Raw genomic sequence first — 19069 nt, 5'->3', positions numbered from 1 at the left:
GCTGTATAAATTGACCGACCTGCCGCCGGTCAAGACATTCTATATATTATGGAGGAAAATAAAATGGCAGCAAGACTTTTTTATCAGGAAGATTGTAATCTCTCTTTACTGGAAGGCAAAAAAATCGCAATTATCGGCTACGGAAGCCAGGGACATGCTCATGCACTGAACCTGAAAGATTCCGGCTGTGATGTTATTATTGGACTTTATGAAGGCAGCAAATCCTGGGCAAAAGCAGAGGCACAGGGATTCAAAGTATACACCGCTGCTGAGGCTGCAAAACAGGCTGATATCATCATGATCCTGATCAACGATGAGAAACAGGCTGCAATGTACAAAAAAGATATCGAGCCAAACCTGGAAGAGGGCAACATGCTGATGTTCGCTCATGGTTTCGCTATCCACTTCGGACAGATCGTACCTCCGAAGAACGTAGATGTAGCTATGATCGCTCCGAAAGCACCTGGCCACACAGTAAGAAGCGAGTATCAGGCTGGCAAAGGAACTCCTTGCCTGGTTGCTGTTGAGCAGGATTACACCGGAAAAGCTCTGGACAGAGCACTGGCTTACGGCCTTGGAATCGGCGGAGCAAGAGCTGGTCTTCTGGAGACAACCTTCAGAACTGAGACCGAAACAGACCTGTTCGGTGAGCAGGCAGTTCTCTGCGGCGGTGTATGCGCCCTGATGCAGGCTGGATTTGAGACTCTGTGCGAGGCTGGATACGACCCAAGAAACGCATACTTCGAGTGCATCCATGAGATGAAACTGATCGTAGACCTGATCTATCAGTCGGGATTCTCCGGAATGAGATACTCCATCTCCAACACAGCCGAGTACGGCGATTACATCACCGGACCGAAGATCATCACAGAAGAAACCAAGAAGACCATGAAGAAGATCCTTTCCGATATCCAGGATGGTACTTTCGCAAAAGACTTCCTTCTGGATATGTCCCCAGCAGGCGGACAGGCTCACTTCCGTGCAATGAGAAGAAAAGCTGCAGAGCATCCGTCAGAGAAAGTCGGAGAAGAAGTCAGAAAACTGTACAGCTGGAGCAACGAGGACAAACTGATCAACAACTAATCGGTTTGCTGTCAAATGATCCATATCGGGAGGCTGCCTTTGCGGGCAGTCTCCTTTTTTCGTTCTATCGTTTTATCATAGAAAAAACACTTCCGCGCCATGCATATCCCCCAATATGATAGGGCGCGGAAGTGTTATCTTTTCTGTATTCGTTTTTTTATGCCTCCTGACGACAGGCAGGAAAAGCACGGTAGTATTTGATATAAGAACTTAAAATATCAAAAAATTCGGAATTGGTCGGTTTTGTCAGAACCGGATGCACAGAAAGCGAAAAGAGCAGATCACGGTTTCCGCGGGTCCAGCAGACGGAAATAGCGGTGCGGATGTCTCGTTCGACGCAGGAGGACGATACCTGAAACGTTTGCGCGATCTTTGGGTACAGCGTTTTGCTGACCCGAAGGAGATAATCTTCGTCTTCCATGCATAAAGCGATACCATAGGCGAGATAGCGAAATCCGCGGTATTTTGCACCAATTCCTAAAGAGTGTAGTAGAAAGTAAATTTCAGTTTCCATTACGATGTCTCCTTTTATTCAGTTTTTACATAGTCTTTGCAGACGGGCATGCCAGAGGTGAAAGTTTGTATGGCATACGATTTTCCCCTTTCACTTATGATACGTGGAAAACGTCGAAAAATTACATATTCAGAAAGAAAAAGTGACAATATAGTAAAATAAAAGAGAATATGACACGAAATAAAGAAATGAATGTAATGAAACGGGAGAGGGAAAAATAACATTGATTTTTCAGAAGTTCGCTGGTATAATGAAAACATGATTACGGGGTATGGCGTAGCTTGGTAGCGCGCACGGCTGGGGGCCGTGAGGTCGCAGGTTCAAATCCTGTTGCCCCGATCGGTAAGAGTGTCGTTTTACGGCACTTTTTTTCTTACGGACAAAGACGTGTGCGGAAGAAAAATGAATTGCGCAGAAAAAACAGGGAGGAAGTTATGGGGAAAGTAACGATACAGAGTATGGCAAAGGAGCTGGGACTGTCCCGGAATACGGTTGCCATGGCATTAAAGGATGATCCGAAGGTAGCTCCGGTGACGCGGGAGAGAGTTCTTCGGATGGCGAAAAGAAATGGCTATCTGGGCGAAAATGTATATGTGGAAGAAGTTCGGGCACCGCAGGAGAAGCATTACAATATTATGGTTCTGCGTACGCGGGATGCCGCTGTTTATTGGGACCGTGTCGTGAGCGGCATCTCCGAGGAGGCGAGCCTCAATAACTGTCAGACGCGCGTTGCGGTCGTGACGGAGCGGGAGGAGGAGAACGGCATTCTGCCGCTCGGCCTGAATGAAAATATCGATGCGATCTTCTGCATTAAAATGCTGCCGCCGGAATATATGCAGAAACTGGTAAATCTGGGTTACCGCATCTTTCAGCTCGACCATTACTGCGGCATCGAACAGCGGCCGATGGGCGATATCGTGCGTGTGGACGGTGTGCAGCCGGTGAGTCTTCTGACGTCCCATCTGATCGGGCAGGGCATGACGCGGATCGGTTTCCTAAGTGAGCACAGCAGCACGTATGAGTCGATGCATGACCGGTATGTCGGTTTCCTTGCAGCGATGGAACAGGCGGGCATTCCGCTCGATGAGGAGCTTGTGCGCCCCAATATGGAGAGCGATCATTTTTATTACCCGGAAAATTTTGACAAGATTGTGGCGAGCTACGATACACTGCCGGAAGCGATTGTCTGCGGCAACGATATGATCGCCAAAAGATTGACAGAATCCTTCCGGAAAATCGGCGTGCGCGTGCCGGAGGATGTGGCACTGACCGGATTTGATGATGATGAGGACCGGATGCTGTATCCGTTCTTCTCAACCGTTCATGTCGATACGAAGTGGCTTGGCCGCCGTATGGTGCATGAATTTTTATGGCGGGAGGAGCACCCGGAAGCGCCGAAAGAACGGATTCTCGTTTCGGGGGAGGTTGTGGTGCGCCGTTCCTCGTGCAAGCGCCAGGGATAGAAAGAAATAGAAAAAACAGGAAAAAGTGAACAAAGAAAGAAAGCCAGGGACGCCCCGGCGGACGAGAAGAAAAACCGTCTGCCGGGGCGTTTCCGGCTCCCTTTTTGCGATGATTCAAATTCGTGCATAAATGCCATGTAGAAAAACACTAATTAATAATGCAAAATGGTGCATTTAAGGAAAGCTAAACTGAACAAAAATGACAAAAACGCAAGAATAAAAACCTCGTTAATATCACACATTAAAAAATAATAGTGCAAAATAATGCATTATATCGCCGGAAGGAAGGGAGAGAGCGAAATGCAGGAATGGACGGAGGACCGCTGCAACCTGGATATCGATATCATCGCACTGCCGGGCTGGTCGGATGCAACATCCAAAATTTCCCTTCTGATGGGCGATGAGACACAGCGACCGGACATCATCTGGTGGTGGAACATGGAAGCTGACTATACGAAATGGGTAGACGCAGGCCTTCTGATGGATGTTTCTCCGTATATGAAGAAATACACCAACATGGTTGACTACTACAACAGCGTAGATCCTGGCGTTATGTTCTATGCATCCGGAGACAACGGAATTTACCGTATCCCGGGCGACGTTGCAGAGCCGGCATGTGAGACTCTGTGGATCCGGAAAGACTGGCTGGACAACTTAGGACTGGCTGTTCCGACTACACTGGATGAGCTGGATGAGCTCAAGAAAATCCACGGAAAACAGGTAGAGGATTACCAGAAATACCTGGAAGAGTACAACAAATAAAACAACGAAATCATGTGTTAGAGCACCCGCCGGAGCCTCCTTTCCGGCGGGTGTATTTTTACGGAATCCTGCGTTTTGCGCTTGACAGAGATGGAGAAAAATGGTAACATAAGAGCCAAGTTAGGAAAAAGGCAAAGAAGAGGAATACTACATGGAGCTTCCGAATCCAGAAAGCTGTTGGGTGATGCGAAACAGCAGACGAATTCCGTGGAACTGACCTCAGAGCCGCTGCTCCCAAATTTAGAATAAAAAGAGTAGGTGCAGACGGAAACCCACCGTTAGAAGGGCAGGATATGCAGATGTTTCATCCGTATCCGCAGAGTGTACAGAGAAAATCTCTGTAAAACAGGAGTGGTACCGCGTAAGATATCAAGTCTTTCGTCTCTTGTGTCAGAAGCCGACACAGAAGATGAGAGATTTTTTTATGCTTTCATCCCGAATTTATGTCGGCAGAATAAATTGTATTTCACTTTCTGGGAGGAAAAAATCATGATGAATGTAAAGAAGTATCAGAAACAGTATTATATGCCGCCGGTTCCGTGCATGGACTGGGCAGAAAAAGACAGCATTGACAAAGCACCGGTATGGTGCAGCGTTGACCTTCGTGACGGAAACCAGGCACTTGTAATTCCGATGAGCCTGGAGCAGAAGGTAGAATTCTTCAAACTCCTCGTCGAGGTTGGTTTCAAAGAGATCGAGGTCGGCTTCCCGGCAGCATCTGAGACCGAGTACGAATTCCTTCGCACCCTGATCGAGCAGGATCTGATCCCGGATGACGTAACCGTTCAGGTTCTGACCCAGGCGAGAGAGCATATCATCCGCAAGACCTTCGAGGCATTAAAGGGCTGCAAGAATGCCATCGTTCACGTTTACAATTCCACTTCCTATGCACAGCGTCAGCAGGTCTTCAAAAAATCGAAAGAAGACATCCTGAAAATCGCCGTTGAGGGAGCAAAGCTCTTAAAAGAGCTGACAGAAGAGGCCGGCGAGAAATACCGCTTCGAGTACAGCCCGGAGAGCTTTACCGGAACCGAGCCGGAATATGCGCTTGAGGTGTGCAACGCCGTTCTCGACGTATGGCAGCCGACTGCAGACCGCAAAGCCATCATCAACCTGCCGAGCACCGTGGAGCTTTCCATGCCGCACGTTTATGCAAGCCAGGTGGAATACATGAGCAAAAACCTGAAATACCGCGATAATGTCGTTCTTTCCCTTCATCCGCACAATGACCGCGGCTGCGGCGTTTCCGATGCAGAGATGGGTATCCTTGCCGGAGCAGACCGTATCGAGGGAACGCTGTTCGGAAACGGCGAGAGAACCGGAAACGTGGATATTATCACGGTCGGCATGAACATGTACATGCAGGGCGTCGATCCGGAGCTTGACTTCTCCGATATGCCGAAACTCTGCCATGCATTTGAATCCTTCACCGGTATGAGCATCAACCCGAGAAGCCCGTACTGCGGATCTCTCGTATTTGCAGCCTTCTCCGGTTCCCATCAGGATGCGATCGCAAAAGGCATGCACTGGATCGAGGAGAAAGCACCGGATACCTGGACCGTTCCGTATCTGCCGATCGATCCGACCGATATCGGAAGAAACTACGATGCAGACGTCATCCGCATCAACAGCCAGTCTGGAAAGGGCGGTGTCGGCTATATTCTGGAGACGAAATACGGCCTGAATCTGCCGGCGAAGATGCGCGAGGCTATGAGCTATACCGCAAAATCCGTTTCCGATCATCTGCATAAAGAGCTGCGTCCGGATGAGATCTTTGAACTCTTTAAAGATACCTTCGAGAACGTAACGACACCGTACAACATCAACGGCGTTCACTTTAAACAGCTCGATGAGGGCAGAATTGAAGCACAGGTTACCTCCAATTACGAGGGCGGTGAGTATGCAACTGTATATGCAGAAGGAAACGGCCGTCTGAATGCTGTCAGCAACGCGCTGAAACAGCAGTACAATCTGCAGTATGATCTGGTCAGCTATACGGAGCACGCGCTGGAGCAGAGCTCAAGTGCACAGGCAATTGCCTACGTCGGCATCAAAAAGCCGGACGGAATCCTTTCCTGGGGCGCAGGCGTAGATCCGGATATCATCCGCGCTTCCATCGACGCGCTGGTAACTGCAATCAACAACCGATAAGAAAAGAGAGAGCATATGCTGTTTAAAAACAAAATTGAATACACCAAAGGAATGTTTGTGGAGATTTACGGCACCGAGATAAAAAAAGTACGTCTGGTACTGCGGATCATTACAGGGATTGCTGTTGTGGCTGCGATCGCTTTTATGATCTACGGTGCAGCAGCGCGGGGATTTATCATGCCGGGAGACTTCTTCAATCTTGGAATCTCCATTCTGATGGCACTTCTGTGTACGTTTCTGCCGAATCTGATGGCACGTTCACAGATGAAAAAATGCAAAAAGAGAGGACTCCTTGGAGAACGTACCCTTCGTTTTACTGAGCAGGTGCTCACAATGACATACGAAAAAGAGGGCAGAAGCACTGATATTCCGCTCGAAGAGCTGACAAAGGTGACGGAGTTTGACAACTTTATCCGCATCACCATCGGAGGCAGAAGCACCTTTCTCGATAAGAAACGCTTTGAAATCGGAGACGCGGCAGCGTTTGTGACCTGGGCGGAAGATAGAATCGCAGAGAATGCGGAAAAAGAGGAAGAGGCACTCGCACTCGAGGAGACAGAAAGGGAAGCTCCGGCTTTAGAAGACGGCGAAGCAAAAACGGAGGAGTCCGACGAAAATTAAATCATACATTCTGACAAAAAATATTTTGGCAGAATGGTGGAAAATGGCTGTGCATTTTTGTGCACAGTCATTTTTTGTATATTTTTGTTGTTTTTTCATACTTCATCCATTATAATAAAAGGAAGCGTACAGGTAAAACTAATCTGAAACGTATCCGGCCAGGAGTCAGAGAGGCTCTGCCGGGAGTCAAAGTGAAGGAGAGAAAGAGCATGGAAGTATTATACAAAAGTACCAGAGGCAATGGAGAAACCGTAACTGCATCCCGGGCAATCTTAAAGGGTCTGTCCGACGACGGCGGATTATTTGTACCGACCTCCATTCCAGCACTGGATGTTCCCATGGAAAAACTTGCGGCTATGAGCTATCAGGAAGTAGCATACGAGGTAATGAGCCGTTTTCTTACCGACTTTACAGAAGATGAACTGAAAAACTGTATTGCAAACGCATACGATGCGAAATTTGACACAGAGGAAATTGCACCGCTGACAAAAGCAGACGGTGTTTACTATCTGGAGCTGTTCCACGGCGCAACGATCGCGTTCAAGGACATGGCACTTTCCATTCTGCCGCATCTGATGACGACCGCCGCAAAGAAAAACGGCGTGAAAAATGAGATCGTCATCTTAACTGCTACATCGGGAGATACCGGAAAAGCAGCAATGGCAGGCTTTGCAGATGTGCCGGGTACCAGAATTATTGTATTTTACCCGAAGAACGGCGTAAGCCCGATTCAGGAAAAACAGATGGTAACACAGAAGGGCAAGAACACCCACGTTGTAGCCATCCACGGAAACTTCGACGACGCACAGACCGGCGTGAAGAAAATGTTTAACGACAAAGAGCTTGGAAAAGAGCTGGCAGATAAAGGTTTCCAGTTCAGCTCTGCAAACTCGATCAACATCGGAAGACTCGTTCCGCAGGTCGTCTACTACGTATATGCTTACGCAAACCTGGTGAAAAACGGAGAGATTGCAGACGGAGAAAAGATCAATGTAACCGTTCCGACCGGAAACTTCGGAAATATTCTCGCTGCATTCTATGCAAAACAGATGGGACTGCCGATCGCAAAACTGATCTGCGCTTCCAATGAGAACAAAGTTCTGTTTGACTTCTTCCGCACCGGCGTTTACGACAGAAACAGAGACTTTATTCTGACAACATCACCGTCCATGGATATCCTGATCTCGAGCAATCTGGAGCGTCTGATCTACCGCATCGCCGGAAACAGCGAAGCAGCAGACCGCGAGCTGATGCAGGATCTTGCAAAGGACGGAAAATATGAGATCACCGATGCGATGAAAAAAGAGCTGGCAGACTTCTACGGCAATTATGCATCCGAACAGGAGACAGCAGACGCGATTGCAAAACTGTACAGCGATACCGGATATGTGATTGATACCCATACCGCGGTTGCAGCGGCTGTATACGGAAAATACCGCGAGGAAACCTATGACGAAACCAAGACCGTCATCGCATCTACCGCAAGCCCGTATAAATTTACAAGCAGCGTTCTTGCAGCGATTGCACCGGAGTATGACACCCTTCCAGTACTGGAGCAGGTAGACAAGCTGTCTGCACTTGCCAATACCGAGATTCCGCGTGCGATCGAAGAAATCCGTACTGCACCGGTGCTTCATACGACAGAGTGTGATGTAGATCAGATGCCGGAGACTGTTCGGGCGTTTTTGAAATAAGATAAAGCAGGAGCAGAATTTTAAAACAGGCAGAGCACACAGCAGGCTTTGCCTGTTTTTGCAGGGAGAGAAGAATAAATAATGAAAAATAAAGTAATCAGGGGAGTACTGGCGGCAACCTGCGTGACAACCGCTGTCAGTGCTGCGAACGTATTTGGAGCAGGCACAGAGCAGAGTCTGGTAAATGAGGCTTCTGCTGTTACACAGGAAGAAACAGAAGAAACATCGGAGGCGGAAACCACAGACGAAAATACGCCGGAGATGACAGAAACGGAGACGCCGGATTCGACAGCGGAAAATGCCGCCTCGGATCTTCCGGCGGCAGAAGTACAGAGCGGAAATCCCGAAGAGACGGCGGTATCCGTGCAGGCTGGAAGCTATTACCCATGGGTGAATGAGAACGGGATCTGGTATTTTAAGGATCCGGATGGTACCATTGTCAAAGGAGCCTGGAGAGAGTACGACAAGAACCGTTACTACCTGAATAATGACGGAAAAATGGCGGTCGGCTGGAAAAAACTTGATGGAGCCTGGTATTATTTCCAAAGCTGGGGCGGTGTTTACCGGGATGCCTTTTACACCGTGAAAAATGTACCGTATTATTCTGATGCGGACGGAAAAATGGCGACCGGCTGGAAACTGATCGATGATGTGTATTATTATTTTGATGATCAGGGCGCGATGTACCGGAATCGTTTTTTTGAGTATGACAAGAATACGTATTATGTTGATGCGGATGGAAAAATGGCATCCGGGTTCGAACAGATTGACGGGATCTGGTATTACTTCCGAAGCTGGGGCGGCATGGCACAAAACACCTTTCTGACGCATAAAAATAATATTTATCATGTTGATACGGATGGAAAGATGACGACCGGCTGGCTGCTGCAGGATGGAACCTGGTATTATTTCCGAAGCTGGGGCGGCATGTACCGCAGCACCTTTTTCAAAGCACCGACAGGAAGTGCACTTTACTATGCCGATGAGAACGGAAAGATGGCTGTCGGAAAAAAACAGATCGACGGTGACTGGTACTATTTCAAGGACTGGGGCGGCATGTATCAGAATGCATTCATCAAAAACGGAACGAGTGTCTGCCATGCGGCTGCAGATGGAAAACTGACCGTCGGCTGGCTGCAGCAGGGCAGTACATATTACTATTTTGATGAAACCGGAGAGCAGTATTTTGACCGCTTTTTTGAATATGACAACAATACATATCGTGTGAATGCAGATGGAAAGATGGTAACCGGCTGGCAGAAAATCAATGGTACGTATTATTATTTCCGGGGCTGGGGCGGCATGTACCGTAGTACCTTTTTCCAGCTTGGCGGTGAAACGTATTATGCCGATGCGGATGGAAAGATGGTGACGGGCTGGCTTTCGAAAGAGAACCAGTGGTATTACTTCCGGGAAAATGGTGCGATGTACCGCAATACCTTCTTTACGCATTTAAACAACAGTTACTATGCCGATGCCAACGGCGTGATGGTGACGGGAGAGCGGACTATTAACGGCGCTTCCTATTACTTTAAAGACTGGGGAGGCATGGCAAAGAACCAGTGGCTCAATGCACAGAAACGGATGGTAAGCGGTGATCCGCAGACGGGCTGGTATTACTTTGGAAGCGACGGAAAGATGGTAAAATCGTATTACGCTCTGCTGAAAAAGAACAGCAGCAACTGGTACTACAGCTTTGACGAAAACGGAGTGTGCATTCTCGGCTCGAGCCAGTATGTGCGTGCAAAGGACAGCGTAAGCGGAAAATATTATACGATGGAGCATCAGTATTACACGGATCCGTCTGTGAGTGACCGTGATTTCTTTGCGGCTATCTGCAGTGCGGAGGCGGGTGTCCAGAGAAAAACAGGTATGACGGCAGTTGCGATGGTCATCCGGAACCGGATGGCGGCACAGAATATTTCGCTCCGCACCGCGATTTATAAACAGCAGCAGTTTGAACCGGCGCGGAACGGAAGTCTGACAAACTATCTGACGGGAATTGCGGAGCAGAGCAGTTCGATTATCAATCAGCTGAAAAATAATGGAGCCTACGGTGCAGTGGATGAATCCCAGTCGATCATGGATGCATATCTGAAGAACGGCACAAAGCGTGTGATCCCGGGCTTTGGCGATACGAGAGATGATTTTGATTATCTATATTTCATGACTCCGAAAGCATTTAAAAATCTGAATATGGATAAAGAAAAATGTGTGACATATACATACACCTATAAATGGACAACTTCCAGCGGAACAGCGCGGGAAGATTCCCATATTTTCTTTGTGAACTGGGTGAAAAAACAGAGCTGATCGGACGTCATATCGAAAGAAGGGGCGAACAAAAGATGACATTACAGGAAACAATCGAACAGATCCATCCGCTTTCGAAAGAGGCGATGGATCGTGCCAAGGCTCACTGGGACGGCATTGCAAAGCCGCTCCACAGCCTCGGAAAGCTGGAGGACGTGCTCATCCAGATTGCCGGAATCACCGGAAAAGAGGAGATTTCGATTGAAAAAAGAGCACTTCTGACGTTCTGTGCGGACAATGGCGTTGTGGAAGAAAACGTGACGCAGAGCGGTCAGGAAGTGACAGCGACAGTTGCGGAAAATTTTCTGCAGGAGAAGGCGACAGCAGCCATTCTCTGCCGCAGTGCGCATGCGGATCTGTTTCCGATTGATATCGGAATGGCGCGCGATACGAAGGTTCCGCGGTATAAAGTTGCGTATGGAACAAAAAATATGGCAAAAGGTCCGGCGATGACAAGGGAAGAGGCCGTTCGTGCGCTTGAAACAGGAATCGCCGTGGCGGAAGAAAAAATTGCGGCGGGCTATCAGCTGATGGCAACCGGTGAGATGGGCATTGGAAATACGACGACGAGCAGTGCAATGGCAGCCGTTTTCCTGAATCAGCCGGTTCCGGAACTGACGGGACGGGGCGCCGGGCTTTCGAGTGAAGGTCTTGCGCGGAAAATTGCAGCGATTGAAAAAGCAATTGCCATCAATCAGCCGGATCCGTCCGATCCCATCGATGTGCTGGCAAAGGTCGGCGGTTTTGACATTGCCGGCATGGCGGGTGTCTTTCTTGCAGGGGCTGCACATGGCGTTCCGGTTGTGATGGACGGCTTTATTTCCTGTGTGGCAGCGCTTCTTGCTGCACGGATTGCACCGTTTGCAAAGGACTATATGATCGCTTCGCACGTATCGAAGGAGCCGGCGGCGCATCTGCTGCTTGCAGAGCTTGGAAAAGAAGCCTTCCTGCACTGCGATATGTGTCTGGGCGAGGGAACGGGCGCCATCATGCTTTTCCCGATTCTGGATCAGGCAAATGCCGTATACCGCGGCATGGCGACATTTGACGAGGCACAGATCGAAACGTATGTGCCGCTGACTTAAAAAAGGCAGGTGAAACGATGATACATCTGGTTACAGGCGGCAGCGGCAGCGGAAAATCGGCGTATGCGGAGCAGTGTATTCTGGATTTTGGCGGAACACGGAGGGTTTATATCGCAACGATGCAGCCGTTCGGTGCGGAAGGGCAGGCGCGTATTGCACGCCACCGGAAGATGCGCGCGGCAAAGAAGTTTTCGACGATTGAGTGTTATACGAATTTAAAAGAAGTGGAGCTGGAACCGGGAAGCGATGTGCTGCTCGAATGTATGTCGAATCTCACGGCAAATGAAATATTTGATCCATCCGGGGCGGGAAAAGCGCGGACGGAGGAGGAAATTCTTGCGGGCGTTTCCCGTCTGGCCAATCAGGCGCGGAATCTGGTTCTGGTGACGAATGAAATTTTTTCGGACGGATACCGATATGAGGAGGAGACGATGGAATACCAGCAGATCCTGGGAAACATTAATGTACGTCTGGCAGAGATGGCGGACTGTGTGACCGAGGTTGTGTATGGGATTCCCGTCAGAATAAAAAAAGAATAAGATGAAAACGATATGGAATAATTTTAAAGTGGCGTTTGCCATGTACTCGAAAATCCCGATGCCGCCGGCAGACTGGGAAAAAGAGAACATGAAATATGCGTTGTGTTTCTTTCCGTGGGTCGGACTGGCTGTCGGTGCAGTTTCGGCGGTGCTTTTCTGGCTGCTGCAGCAGATTGGCGCGGGAAGCATGCTGCGGGCTGCAGTGCTGACGGCAGTTCCGGTTCTGGTGACGGGCGGCATTCACCTCGACGGCTATCTGGATACGATGGATGCGTTAAGTTCCTGGAGAGAAAAACAGCGCCGACTGGAAATCTTAAAAGACCCGCACGCCGGAGCATTTGCGATTATTATGGGATGTCTGTATTTTGTACTGTACGCGGGCGCAGCCGGAGAACTTGTCTGGAAGATTTTTCCGGCGTATGCATTTGGCTTCGCAGTTTCGAGATCGTTCAGCGGTCTTTCGATCGCGTTTTTTCCAAATGCCAATCCGAAAGGAACAGCGGCAGCGTTTGGCATGAGCGCAGAGAAAAAAAGAACGGCGGCGGTGCTTGTTGTGACGATTTTTGCCGTGACGGCGCTCTCAGCTTCGTTCTGCGTCTGGGCGGCACTGGATGTACTGGTTGTATCGGCACTGGTATTCTGTTATTATAAATGGAAAAGCAGTAAGTATTTTGGAGGAATTACAGGAGATCTCGCAGGCTATTTCCTTTCGCTCTGTGAGCTGGCACAGCTCCTGTCTCTTGTGGTACTTTCTCTTGGAATGGAGAACTGGAAATGAAATTAGTAATTGGAGGGGCTTTTCAGGGAAAGCTTGACTTTGCAAAGAAGATGACCGGAAAAGAAACAGGATGGGCCGATGGGGCAGCAGTTTCGAAAGAGGAGCTGTCGGCATGTTCCGGCGTATATGATTTTCAGGAACTGGTCCGCAGATGGCTCCTTCTGGAAGAGGAGACCGGGACTGCACCGGAAGCAGAACTGGAAGAACTGCTGCAGAAAAATCCGGAAATCTGCATTGTTACGAATGAACTCGGTTACGGAGTGGTTCCGATCGAACCCTTCGACCGGAAATGGCGGGAAAAGACGGGGCGCATCTGTACGGAGCTGGCAGCAAAGGCTGATTCGGTAACCCGTGTGGTGTGCGGAATCGGAATCCTGCTGAAAGGTGAGGAAAAACATGATTAAAATTGCAATGATCCGCCATGGAAAAACCTATGGCAATACATTAGGACGGTATATCGGCGTGACGGATGAACCACTGTGTGAGGAAGGGAAAAAAGAGCTGGAACAGCGGACGATGGATACCGTTGAGCTTCTGTTCGTCAGCCCGCTGAAACGGTGTCTGGAAACGGCAGACATTCTGTATCCGTATGCCAAACAGGTCAAAATCCCGGAATTTGCAGAGTGCAATTTTGGTGAGTTTGAGAACAAAAATTATCAGGAATTAAAAGATAATCCGAAATACCAGGAGTGGATTGATTCCATGGCGACGCTTGCCTTTCCGGGCGGTGAGAGCCCGCAGCAGTTCAAGGACCGCTGCATCGCCGGCTTTGACAAGATGGTGGATACGTGTATCCGCCGCCATTACCGTAACGTGGCGATGGTGGTGCACGGAGGCACGATCATGAGTATCCTTGAGCAGTACGGCGTGCCACAGAAGAGTTACTATGACTGGCGAGTAGAAAACGGCTGTGGATATCATCTGTATCTCTCGGAGCAGAACTGGAAAATGGGCCGCAGAGAAGCTGTGGTGGAATCGGAGATAAGGCGGTAAACAAAAATGGTGACAGCAGAATGCCATGCCCATATTTTTATGGACGGTGTGGATTACAAAAAGGCGGCGGCAGCGCATGAAAACGGCCCGCGGGAGGATCTGATCCGGGAACATCTGGCGGCGTATCAGAAGGCAGGGATTTCCTATGTGCGTGACGGCGGAGATCCGTACGGGGCGGGTGTTCTTGCACGGAGCCTTGCGCCGGAGTACGGGATCACATACCGCACACCGGTTTTTGCGATTCACAGGGCGGGCCGTTATGGAAAAATTGTCGGACGCGCATTTTCAGACGGGAAAGAGTATTGCGCGCTTGTGCGTGAAGTACGCCGTGCGGGCGGAGATTTTATCAAGATCATGACGACGGGAATCCTGGATTTCGCGACAAAGGGGCATGTGACCAGTGAGCCGCTTTCCAGGGAAGAGGTTTTTGCAATGACAGCTGCGGCGCATGATGCGGGGCTTTCTGTGATGGCGCATGTGAACGGCGCACAGGCTGTGATGGATGCGGCAGAGGCAGGCGTGGACTCGGTTGAGCACGGGAACTTTCAGAATGAAGAGAGCATCTGCTGTATGGCAGAGCATGCAACAATCTGGGTGCCGACAATTGTGACGGTTTCGAATCTTCTGGAGAACGGCAGATATCCGGCTGAAACGCTGGCGTGGATTTTTGAGACGCAGAAAAAAGGTCTGCAGCTCGCATTTGAAAAGGACGTTGTGCTTGCGGCGGGAAGTGATGCCGGCGCATACGGCGTACTTCACGGAAAAGGAATCCGGGAAGAAGAGCGTGTAATGCGAAAAATCCTTGGGGCAGAAAATGGGCAGGAGCTGGAAAAGCGGCTTGCGTTTGGAGAAAAAAAGATCCGGGAAAAGTTCTGAAAATTTTCTGCGTTTCAGGCTTTAGAAAAAATTTAGAATTAAACGGGCAGACAATGCTTGCGCTTTCGCCCGGACTATGGTAAGTTTAAATCACTTTTACAAGAACTTTAGAGAAAATGAAACAGGGATATTCTGAGACAGAGGGTAAATGCTATCCTCTGTTTTTTGCGTGCAAAAATGACAGTCTGGATGTCCGCATCGACGGAAGGGAGCAAATGAAAGCAAAAGGAAAACTGGGGCTGCAGGGCTTTCTTTCCTTCCTTTTTCTGGCGGCGGGATGGTATCTGATGCAGTATTTCTGCGCCTATGTCGTACTGTCCGGGTCCATGGAACCGGAGATCCCGACGGGATCTGTTGTGGTTGTGGATGGACGGAAGAAGGAATGGAATCCGGGGGATGTGATTACCTACCGGAGAGGAAATATGGTGGTGACACACCGGATCGTGGAAAAGAGCGAGGAAGGATACTGTACTAAGGGGGATGCCAACGCGGAGGAAGATGCAGGCATCGTTTTGGAAAAACAGGTGATCGGGAATGTGATCGTAGCTCTTCCCTGGCTTGGCTTTGGTATCGTCTGGCTCCGGCAGAGAGGAACACTCTTTTTTCTGGCCGTGGGAGCGGTGATGCTTTTTACAATCCGGCAGCTTTGGCACGGTAGAAAAATCATGCAGGAAAACAAGTTATAAAAAGAATTAGCAAAATTATTTAGGAAAACAGGAGGAATTGATCTATGAAAAAACAGCGGAAAATCGTATTCTGGGCAGCATCACTGCTTCTGACAGGAGCCCTGGCAGCGGGCGGAACACTGGCGTATCTGACGGATAAGGATTCTGTGACGAACCAGTTTGTTGTGGGAAAAGTAGATATCGAAGGAAATGAACCATCGTACGCACCGGATCCGGACGGAAAGACCAATCATATTGTGCCGACCCAGGTGATTCCGAAGGACCCGCGTATCAAAAATAAAGGTAAAAATGATTCTTACGTCTATATGGATGTTTCCATACCAATCGCAAAAGTGATCGTTGCAGATACATCCGGAAACCGTTTAAACGGCGGGGCAGCCGTCGATACGGAACTGTTTTCGATGAATCAGCTTTCGAAAAAATGGGTGCTGATGTACAAGAAAAAACAGAACAATTCGATGGTATATACATATCTCTACAATGAAGTGCTTGCAGCTGGCAAAACGACGGATCCTTTATTTACGAGCGTGACAGCAGCTAATATCGTGGAAGGGCAGCTGGATGAAAAAGAGGTCGATATTCCGATCAATTATTATGCAATCCAGGCGCTGAATACCGGTGAGGGAAGTACGGCTGCCGAGCGGGCAGCAAAGGCCTGGGAGAAGTATGTAAATCAGAATAATGGGCAGAAGGGGCAGGTAACGGCACCGCAGTCGGAGCCGGAACAGACAGAAGCACCTGGAATTTAAGCAGTTTTCTGGGGGACAAAAGATGAAGAAAAAGACGAAACGGCTGTTTTTCCTTGCGGGTGCGGCCGGGTGTACGATGGCGGCAGCCATTTGGCTGCTGCCGGGAACTTCGGCGTATTTTACAGATCACGAGAGTGTCTGGAATCGTATGGTGTTCGGACATAATACAAGTACTATCGATGAAGAATTTCCGACACCGACGCCCGTACCGCCAGGGAAAAGTGTGGTAAAGAGAGTAAAAATCAGAAATGAAGGTTCCGTTGCCTGCTATATTCGTGCGGCACTTATATTCAGTGAACCAATTGAAGCGATTGAGGGACTTGATACGGAAAACTGGGTAAAAGGAGAAGATGACTACTATTATTACAAAAAACCGGTTTCAGAAGGCGAAAGCACGACGGAATTGTTTACCGGAATCCGCGTTGCAAAAGAAATGGAACAGAAAGAACTTGAGGTTTCGGTCTATGAGGAATCGGTGCAGATCCAGAAGGGGAATATGGTATTTCACGGCTATCGGGAGGCATGGGATGCTTATGAGAGAGGTGGTCAGACATGAAAGGAAAACGCGTCAGGATCGGATGTGCGGCGGCAAGTCTTCTGATGGGAATCAGCGGAACGTATGCATATTACCGGAGCAGTGTTGAGACCATTAACAAAATAGCTGTCGGAGATGTAAATATTGGAATCTGGGAATATGAGGAAGACGGGGATGGAGAAAAGAAGTATGAGGGACCGGAAAACGGCATTGTACTGCCTTCCCAGGTGATTTCAAAAATTCCGCGGATCACCAATTATGCTGAACCATGCTATGTCCGGGTAAAGCCTGTGTTTGATGAGGAAGAAACGCAGGATTACCGTCTGGGGGAAGAGGACCTTGGGGGAATCGAGGACGTCTGGCTGAAAGCAGGAGAGTATTATTATTATCCAAAAGTGCTGGGAAAGCAGGAATCTGTCGATTTTTTCCGTACAATCACCATTCCATCTGCGTGGACCAGTGAGGCGGAGGGACAGGTGCTGTCCGTTGAAATCCAGGCGGAGGCCGTACAGGCAGCGAATGTGACGCCGGATTTTACGGCAGAAGCTCCGTGGGGAGAAGAACTGGAAATTGAACAGTGTGTCCACGAGGCGGATAATACCGTTTCGGAGGTTTCGCAGCAGAGCTTCCTCACCGTTTCGTACGAAGGAGCAGCGCGGAATCTGATCTTGGCACCCGACAATTTCTTTCGGAACTTTCCAGTGCTGATGCCGGGAGATGAATGGGAAGATACGTTCACACTGGTGAACACGACAGCAAGCCGTGCAGAATTTTTTCTGCGGACGGAACTTCCGGAAGAACTCAGTGAAACAGAAAAAGAACTGCTTTCCAAGGTGAAACTGGAAATACGAGAGGGAGACAGCGTGATTTATGAAGGTGATTTAGAGAGTGAGGGACTATGGGCAGCAAAAAGTCTTGGAATATGCAGTCCAGATGAACGGAAAGAAATCTGTTTTTCAATCCGTGTGCCGTCAGAACTTGGAGATGAATGGGCACTTCGGAAAAGCGGGGTAAAATGGATTTTTTCTGTCGAAGGAGAAGATCTGCCGCAGGAAGAAGGCCCCTCTATCTGGCACAGCGCGCCAAAAACAGGTCTGCGCGATCCGTCAGCAGCGGTCCCCATTGGAATTGCCGTGACAGGAGCCTTCCTGTTTCTTACCGCGGGCCGGTCTGAAAGGAGGAAAGAATGAAAAGAGCAAAGAAAAGCTTCTGGTTTATCGCAGGAATTCTGCTGTTGTTGGGATTTTGTTTTCGGGAAGATGTTCTGGCTTCGAGTCTTACGAGTCTTCCTTCTCTTTCGAAAGCCGGAATCGGAGAAGTTGTATCATCGGACTCTGTTATTGACGGCCGATATGATTTTACCCCGCTGATCGGAAGTGAGACAAAAATCCGTTTTGGAAGTACAGATGGAAGTACCTGGGACAATCTGTTCTGCAAAAACGGAGAGAGCCATTCGAAATGCTGTTCCACATGGTGGCCGGCGGCCGATGTAAAGGGATGGAGTAATCTCCGTTCCTTCACGCCGCTGGAGTCGAAAAAAGGAAAAATGTATGCGGAATATACGAATGTTGGAGAGTGCCACGGGGAAAATGTAACGATGCGGATCTGGCTGGAAGACTGGCAGAACACGGTTGTACCATCAGGGTATGAGGACGTGGATGCGGTAGTCGTGGCGATTGACCACAATAAGCCGGTCATTGATATTAAAGGTCTGCTCTGGATCAAGGTACGGTTTGCTTATTACGACAGTAAAGGAAATCCGCTGAATGTGAAAGGATATTTTACACTTTCAGATCTGGACTTTAAGCAGGGCTTTTATCTGGCTGATGAGACAGAACATATCTATCTGACGAAGGAGGCAGATGCCAGAATCGTCTACGATGCCAGAACAGAAGCGATCTGGTCGGCAAGACGCGGCTCTGAGCCGGACGGTGGAACAACTCCGGAAAATTCGGAAGGCTGGGTTACAGTTACCTTTGAAGGAAATTCCCAGACGATGATTTTCTATGATGGAGGCACTAACGACGCGGTAACTGGTCCCGGCGGCGGAGTGAAAGCACCGAAAAAATGGCCGGATAATTTTGTAAACGATACTTCCAGTACGTACAACAACTGGCATGGAGCATCCCGGGAAACGGGAATAACTGTTGTGCCGTGGAATACTTCGGAATTTGGTTACACAGCGAACGTTCCCTGTCATCTGTCGAAAGGAAGATACTTATGATGG

At 49.1% G+C, this 19069-nt stretch carries 19 protein-coding genes, 1 tRNA gene and 1 other annotated feature; of the genes, 19 read left to right on the top strand and 1 reads right to left on the bottom strand.

Annotation, left to right across the window (positions count from 1 at the left end; genetic code table 11):
* Positions 1-63 precede the first annotated feature (63 nt).
* On the top strand, positions 64-1083 hold the full coding sequence (gene ilvC, locus DXD92_RS00400; protein ID WP_022462282.1) for a ketol-acid reductoisomerase: 1020 nt from the start codon (positions 64-66) through the stop codon (positions 1081-1083).
* 157 nt (positions 1084-1240) lie between these two features.
* Here the strand turns inward: ilvC and DXD92_RS00395 are convergent, their stop codons facing one another.
* Positions 1241-1597 carry a sporulation initiation factor Spo0A C-terminal domain-containing protein gene (locus DXD92_RS00395; protein WP_022462283.1) on the bottom strand — a complete coding sequence of 119 codons (357 nt, stop codon included), beginning with the start codon at positions 1595-1597 and terminating at the stop codon, positions 1241-1243.
* Positions 1598-1862: 265 nt separating this feature from the next.
* Between DXD92_RS00395 and DXD92_RS00390 the strand changes: the two genes are divergently transcribed.
* The 18 genes from DXD92_RS00390 to DXD92_RS00305 all read left to right on the top strand — a co-directional run bounded on the left by DXD92_RS00390 (position 1863) and on the right by DXD92_RS00305 (position 19066).
* A tRNA-Pro gene (locus tag DXD92_RS00390) sits at positions 1863-1936 on the top strand.
* A gap of 95 nt (positions 1937-2031) precedes the next feature.
* Positions 2032-3060 (top strand): LacI family DNA-binding transcriptional regulator, encoded by a 1029-nt coding sequence (locus DXD92_RS00385; protein ID WP_117804052.1) that lies wholly within the window; start codon positions 2032-2034, stop codon positions 3058-3060.
* A gap of 300 nt (positions 3061-3360) precedes the next feature.
* On the top strand, positions 3361-3822 hold the full coding sequence (locus DXD92_RS00380; protein WP_158565809.1) for an extracellular solute-binding protein: 462 nt from the start codon (positions 3361-3363) through the stop codon (positions 3820-3822).
* A 125-nt stretch (positions 3823-3947) separates the two neighbouring features.
* Positions 3948-4211: a binding site (T-box leader), on the top strand.
* Between the two features lie 100 nt (positions 4212-4311).
* Complete coding sequence (locus DXD92_RS00375; RefSeq protein ID WP_022462286.1) at positions 4312-5973, top strand: 2-isopropylmalate synthase; 1662 nt, start codon at positions 4312-4314, stop codon at positions 5971-5973.
* Between the two features lie 15 nt (positions 5974-5988).
* Positions 5989-6594, top strand: coding sequence for a hypothetical protein (locus tag DXD92_RS00370; protein ID WP_117804054.1), 606 nt, complete (start codon positions 5989-5991; stop codon positions 6592-6594).
* A gap of 209 nt (positions 6595-6803) precedes the next feature.
* The gene (thrC, locus tag DXD92_RS00365) at positions 6804-8288 is read left to right on the top strand and encodes a threonine synthase (RefSeq protein WP_055266623.1); all 1485 of its coding nucleotides are present in this window, start codon (positions 6804-6806) and stop codon (positions 8286-8288) included.
* Positions 8289-8369: 81 nt separating this feature from the next.
* A complete protein-coding gene (locus DXD92_RS00360; RefSeq protein WP_117509029.1) occupies positions 8370-10601 on the top strand; it encodes a cell wall hydrolase in 2232 nt (743 codons plus the stop codon).
* A 35-nt stretch (positions 10602-10636) separates the two neighbouring features.
* Entirely contained in the window at positions 10637-11686 is a 1050-nt protein-coding gene (cobT, locus tag DXD92_RS00355; protein ID WP_117760346.1) for a nicotinate-nucleotide--dimethylbenzimidazole phosphoribosyltransferase, read from the top strand.
* Between the two features lie 17 nt (positions 11687-11703).
* On the top strand, positions 11704-12225 hold the full coding sequence (locus tag DXD92_RS00350; protein ID WP_118639888.1) for a bifunctional adenosylcobinamide kinase/adenosylcobinamide-phosphate guanylyltransferase: 522 nt from the start codon (positions 11704-11706) through the stop codon (positions 12223-12225).
* A 1-nt stretch (position 12226) separates the two neighbouring features.
* The gene (locus DXD92_RS00345; protein WP_055226435.1) at positions 12227-13003 is read left to right on the top strand and encodes an adenosylcobinamide-GDP ribazoletransferase; all 777 of its coding nucleotides are present in this window, start codon (positions 12227-12229) and stop codon (positions 13001-13003) included.
* The gene (locus DXD92_RS00340) at positions 13000-13407 is read left to right on the top strand and encodes a bifunctional adenosylcobinamide kinase/adenosylcobinamide-phosphate guanylyltransferase (RefSeq protein ID WP_022462293.1); all 408 of its coding nucleotides are present in this window, start codon (positions 13000-13002) and stop codon (positions 13405-13407) included. Before DXD92_RS00345 ends, DXD92_RS00340 begins: the two co-directional genes overlap by 4 nt.
* A complete protein-coding gene (locus DXD92_RS00335) occupies positions 13400-13996 on the top strand; it encodes a histidine phosphatase family protein (protein ID WP_022462294.1) in 597 nt (198 codons plus the stop codon). The genes DXD92_RS00340 and DXD92_RS00335 overlap by 8 nt, the downstream gene beginning before the upstream one ends.
* Positions 13997-14002: 6 nt before the next feature.
* Positions 14003-14872: an amidohydrolase family protein gene (locus DXD92_RS00330; RefSeq protein WP_243104811.1), complete on the top strand. Its 870-nt coding sequence runs from the start codon at positions 14003-14005 to the stop codon at positions 14870-14872.
* Between the two features lie 116 nt (positions 14873-14988).
* Positions 14989-15558: a signal peptidase I gene (locus tag DXD92_RS00325; RefSeq protein ID WP_117760345.1), complete on the top strand. Its 570-nt coding sequence runs from the start codon at positions 14989-14991 to the stop codon at positions 15556-15558.
* Between the two features lie 44 nt (positions 15559-15602).
* Positions 15603-16307: a SipW-dependent-type signal peptide-containing protein gene (locus DXD92_RS00320; protein WP_055266634.1), complete on the top strand. Its 705-nt coding sequence runs from the start codon at positions 15603-15605 to the stop codon at positions 16305-16307.
* Between the two features lie 22 nt (positions 16308-16329).
* Positions 16330-16863 carry a hypothetical protein gene (locus tag DXD92_RS00315; protein ID WP_022462298.1) on the top strand — a complete coding sequence of 178 codons (534 nt, stop codon included), beginning with the start codon at positions 16330-16332 and terminating at the stop codon, positions 16861-16863.
* Positions 16860-18032 (top strand): hypothetical protein, encoded by a 1173-nt coding sequence (locus DXD92_RS00310; RefSeq protein WP_117800985.1) that lies wholly within the window; start codon positions 16860-16862, stop codon positions 18030-18032. The genes DXD92_RS00315 and DXD92_RS00310 overlap by 4 nt, the downstream gene beginning before the upstream one ends.
* Positions 18029-19066 carry a hypothetical protein gene (locus DXD92_RS00305; protein WP_118639887.1) on the top strand — a complete coding sequence of 346 codons (1038 nt, stop codon included), beginning with the start codon at positions 18029-18031 and terminating at the stop codon, positions 19064-19066. Before DXD92_RS00310 ends, DXD92_RS00305 begins: the two co-directional genes overlap by 4 nt.
* The last annotated feature ends 3 nt before the right edge of the window (positions 19067-19069 follow it).

It is taken from the genome of Blautia sp. TM10-2 (genome assembly GCF_003480845.1).
GTDB lineage: Bacteria > Bacillota > Clostridia > Lachnospirales > Lachnospiraceae > Fusicatenibacter > Fusicatenibacter saccharivorans.
This window is presented reverse-complemented; position numbering and strand designations above follow the sequence as displayed.

Bases quoted from the DNA above. Each gene is read 5' to 3' on its own strand.
- DXD92_RS00330 (WP_243104811.1), top strand. From the start codon at position 14,003: ATGGTGACAGCAGAATGCCATGCCCATATTTTTATGGACGGTGTGGAT.
- DXD92_RS00360 (WP_117509029.1), top strand. From the start codon at position 8,370: ATGAAAAATAAAGTAATCAGGGGAGTACTGGCGGCAACCTGCGTGACA.
- DXD92_RS00335 (WP_022462294.1), top strand. From the start codon at position 13,400: ATGATTAAAATTGCAATGATCCGCCATGGAAAAACCTATGGCAATACA.
- DXD92_RS00345 (WP_055226435.1), top strand. From the start codon at position 12,227: ATGAAAACGATATGGAATAATTTTAAAGTGGCGTTTGCCATGTACTCG.
- DXD92_RS00320 (WP_055266634.1), top strand. From the start codon at position 15,603: ATGAAAAAACAGCGGAAAATCGTATTCTGGGCAGCATCACTGCTTCTG.
- DXD92_RS00350 (WP_118639888.1), top strand. From the start codon at position 11,704: ATGATACATCTGGTTACAGGCGGCAGCGGCAGCGGAAAATCGGCGTAT.
- DXD92_RS00310 (WP_117800985.1), top strand. From the start codon at position 16,860: ATGAAAGGAAAACGCGTCAGGATCGGATGTGCGGCGGCAAGTCTTCTG.
- DXD92_RS00305 (WP_118639887.1), top strand. From the start codon at position 18,029: ATGAAAAGAGCAAAGAAAAGCTTCTGGTTTATCGCAGGAATTCTGCTG.
- DXD92_RS00325 (WP_117760345.1), top strand. From the start codon at position 14,989: ATGAAACAGGGATATTCTGAGACAGAGGGTAAATGCTATCCTCTGTTT.
- DXD92_RS00340 (WP_022462293.1), top strand. From the start codon at position 13,000: ATGAAATTAGTAATTGGAGGGGCTTTTCAGGGAAAGCTTGACTTTGCA.
- DXD92_RS00380 (WP_158565809.1), top strand. From the start codon at position 3,361: ATGCAGGAATGGACGGAGGACCGCTGCAACCTGGATATCGATATCATC.
- cobT (WP_117760346.1), top strand. From the start codon at position 10,637: ATGACATTACAGGAAACAATCGAACAGATCCATCCGCTTTCGAAAGAG.
- DXD92_RS00385 (WP_117804052.1), top strand. From the start codon at position 2,032: ATGGGGAAAGTAACGATACAGAGTATGGCAAAGGAGCTGGGACTGTCC.
- DXD92_RS00370 (WP_117804054.1), top strand. From the start codon at position 5,989: ATGCTGTTTAAAAACAAAATTGAATACACCAAAGGAATGTTTGTGGAG.
- DXD92_RS00315 (WP_022462298.1), top strand. From the start codon at position 16,330: ATGAAGAAAAAGACGAAACGGCTGTTTTTCCTTGCGGGTGCGGCCGGG.
- ilvC (WP_022462282.1), top strand. From the start codon at position 64: ATGGCAGCAAGACTTTTTTATCAGGAAGATTGTAATCTCTCTTTACTG.
- thrC (WP_055266623.1), top strand. From the start codon at position 6,804: ATGGAAGTATTATACAAAAGTACCAGAGGCAATGGAGAAACCGTAACT.
- DXD92_RS00375 (WP_022462286.1), top strand. From the start codon at position 4,312: ATGATGAATGTAAAGAAGTATCAGAAACAGTATTATATGCCGCCGGTT.
- DXD92_RS00395 (WP_022462283.1), bottom strand. From the start codon at position 1,597: ATGGAAACTGAAATTTACTTTCTACTACACTCTTTAGGAATTGGTGCA.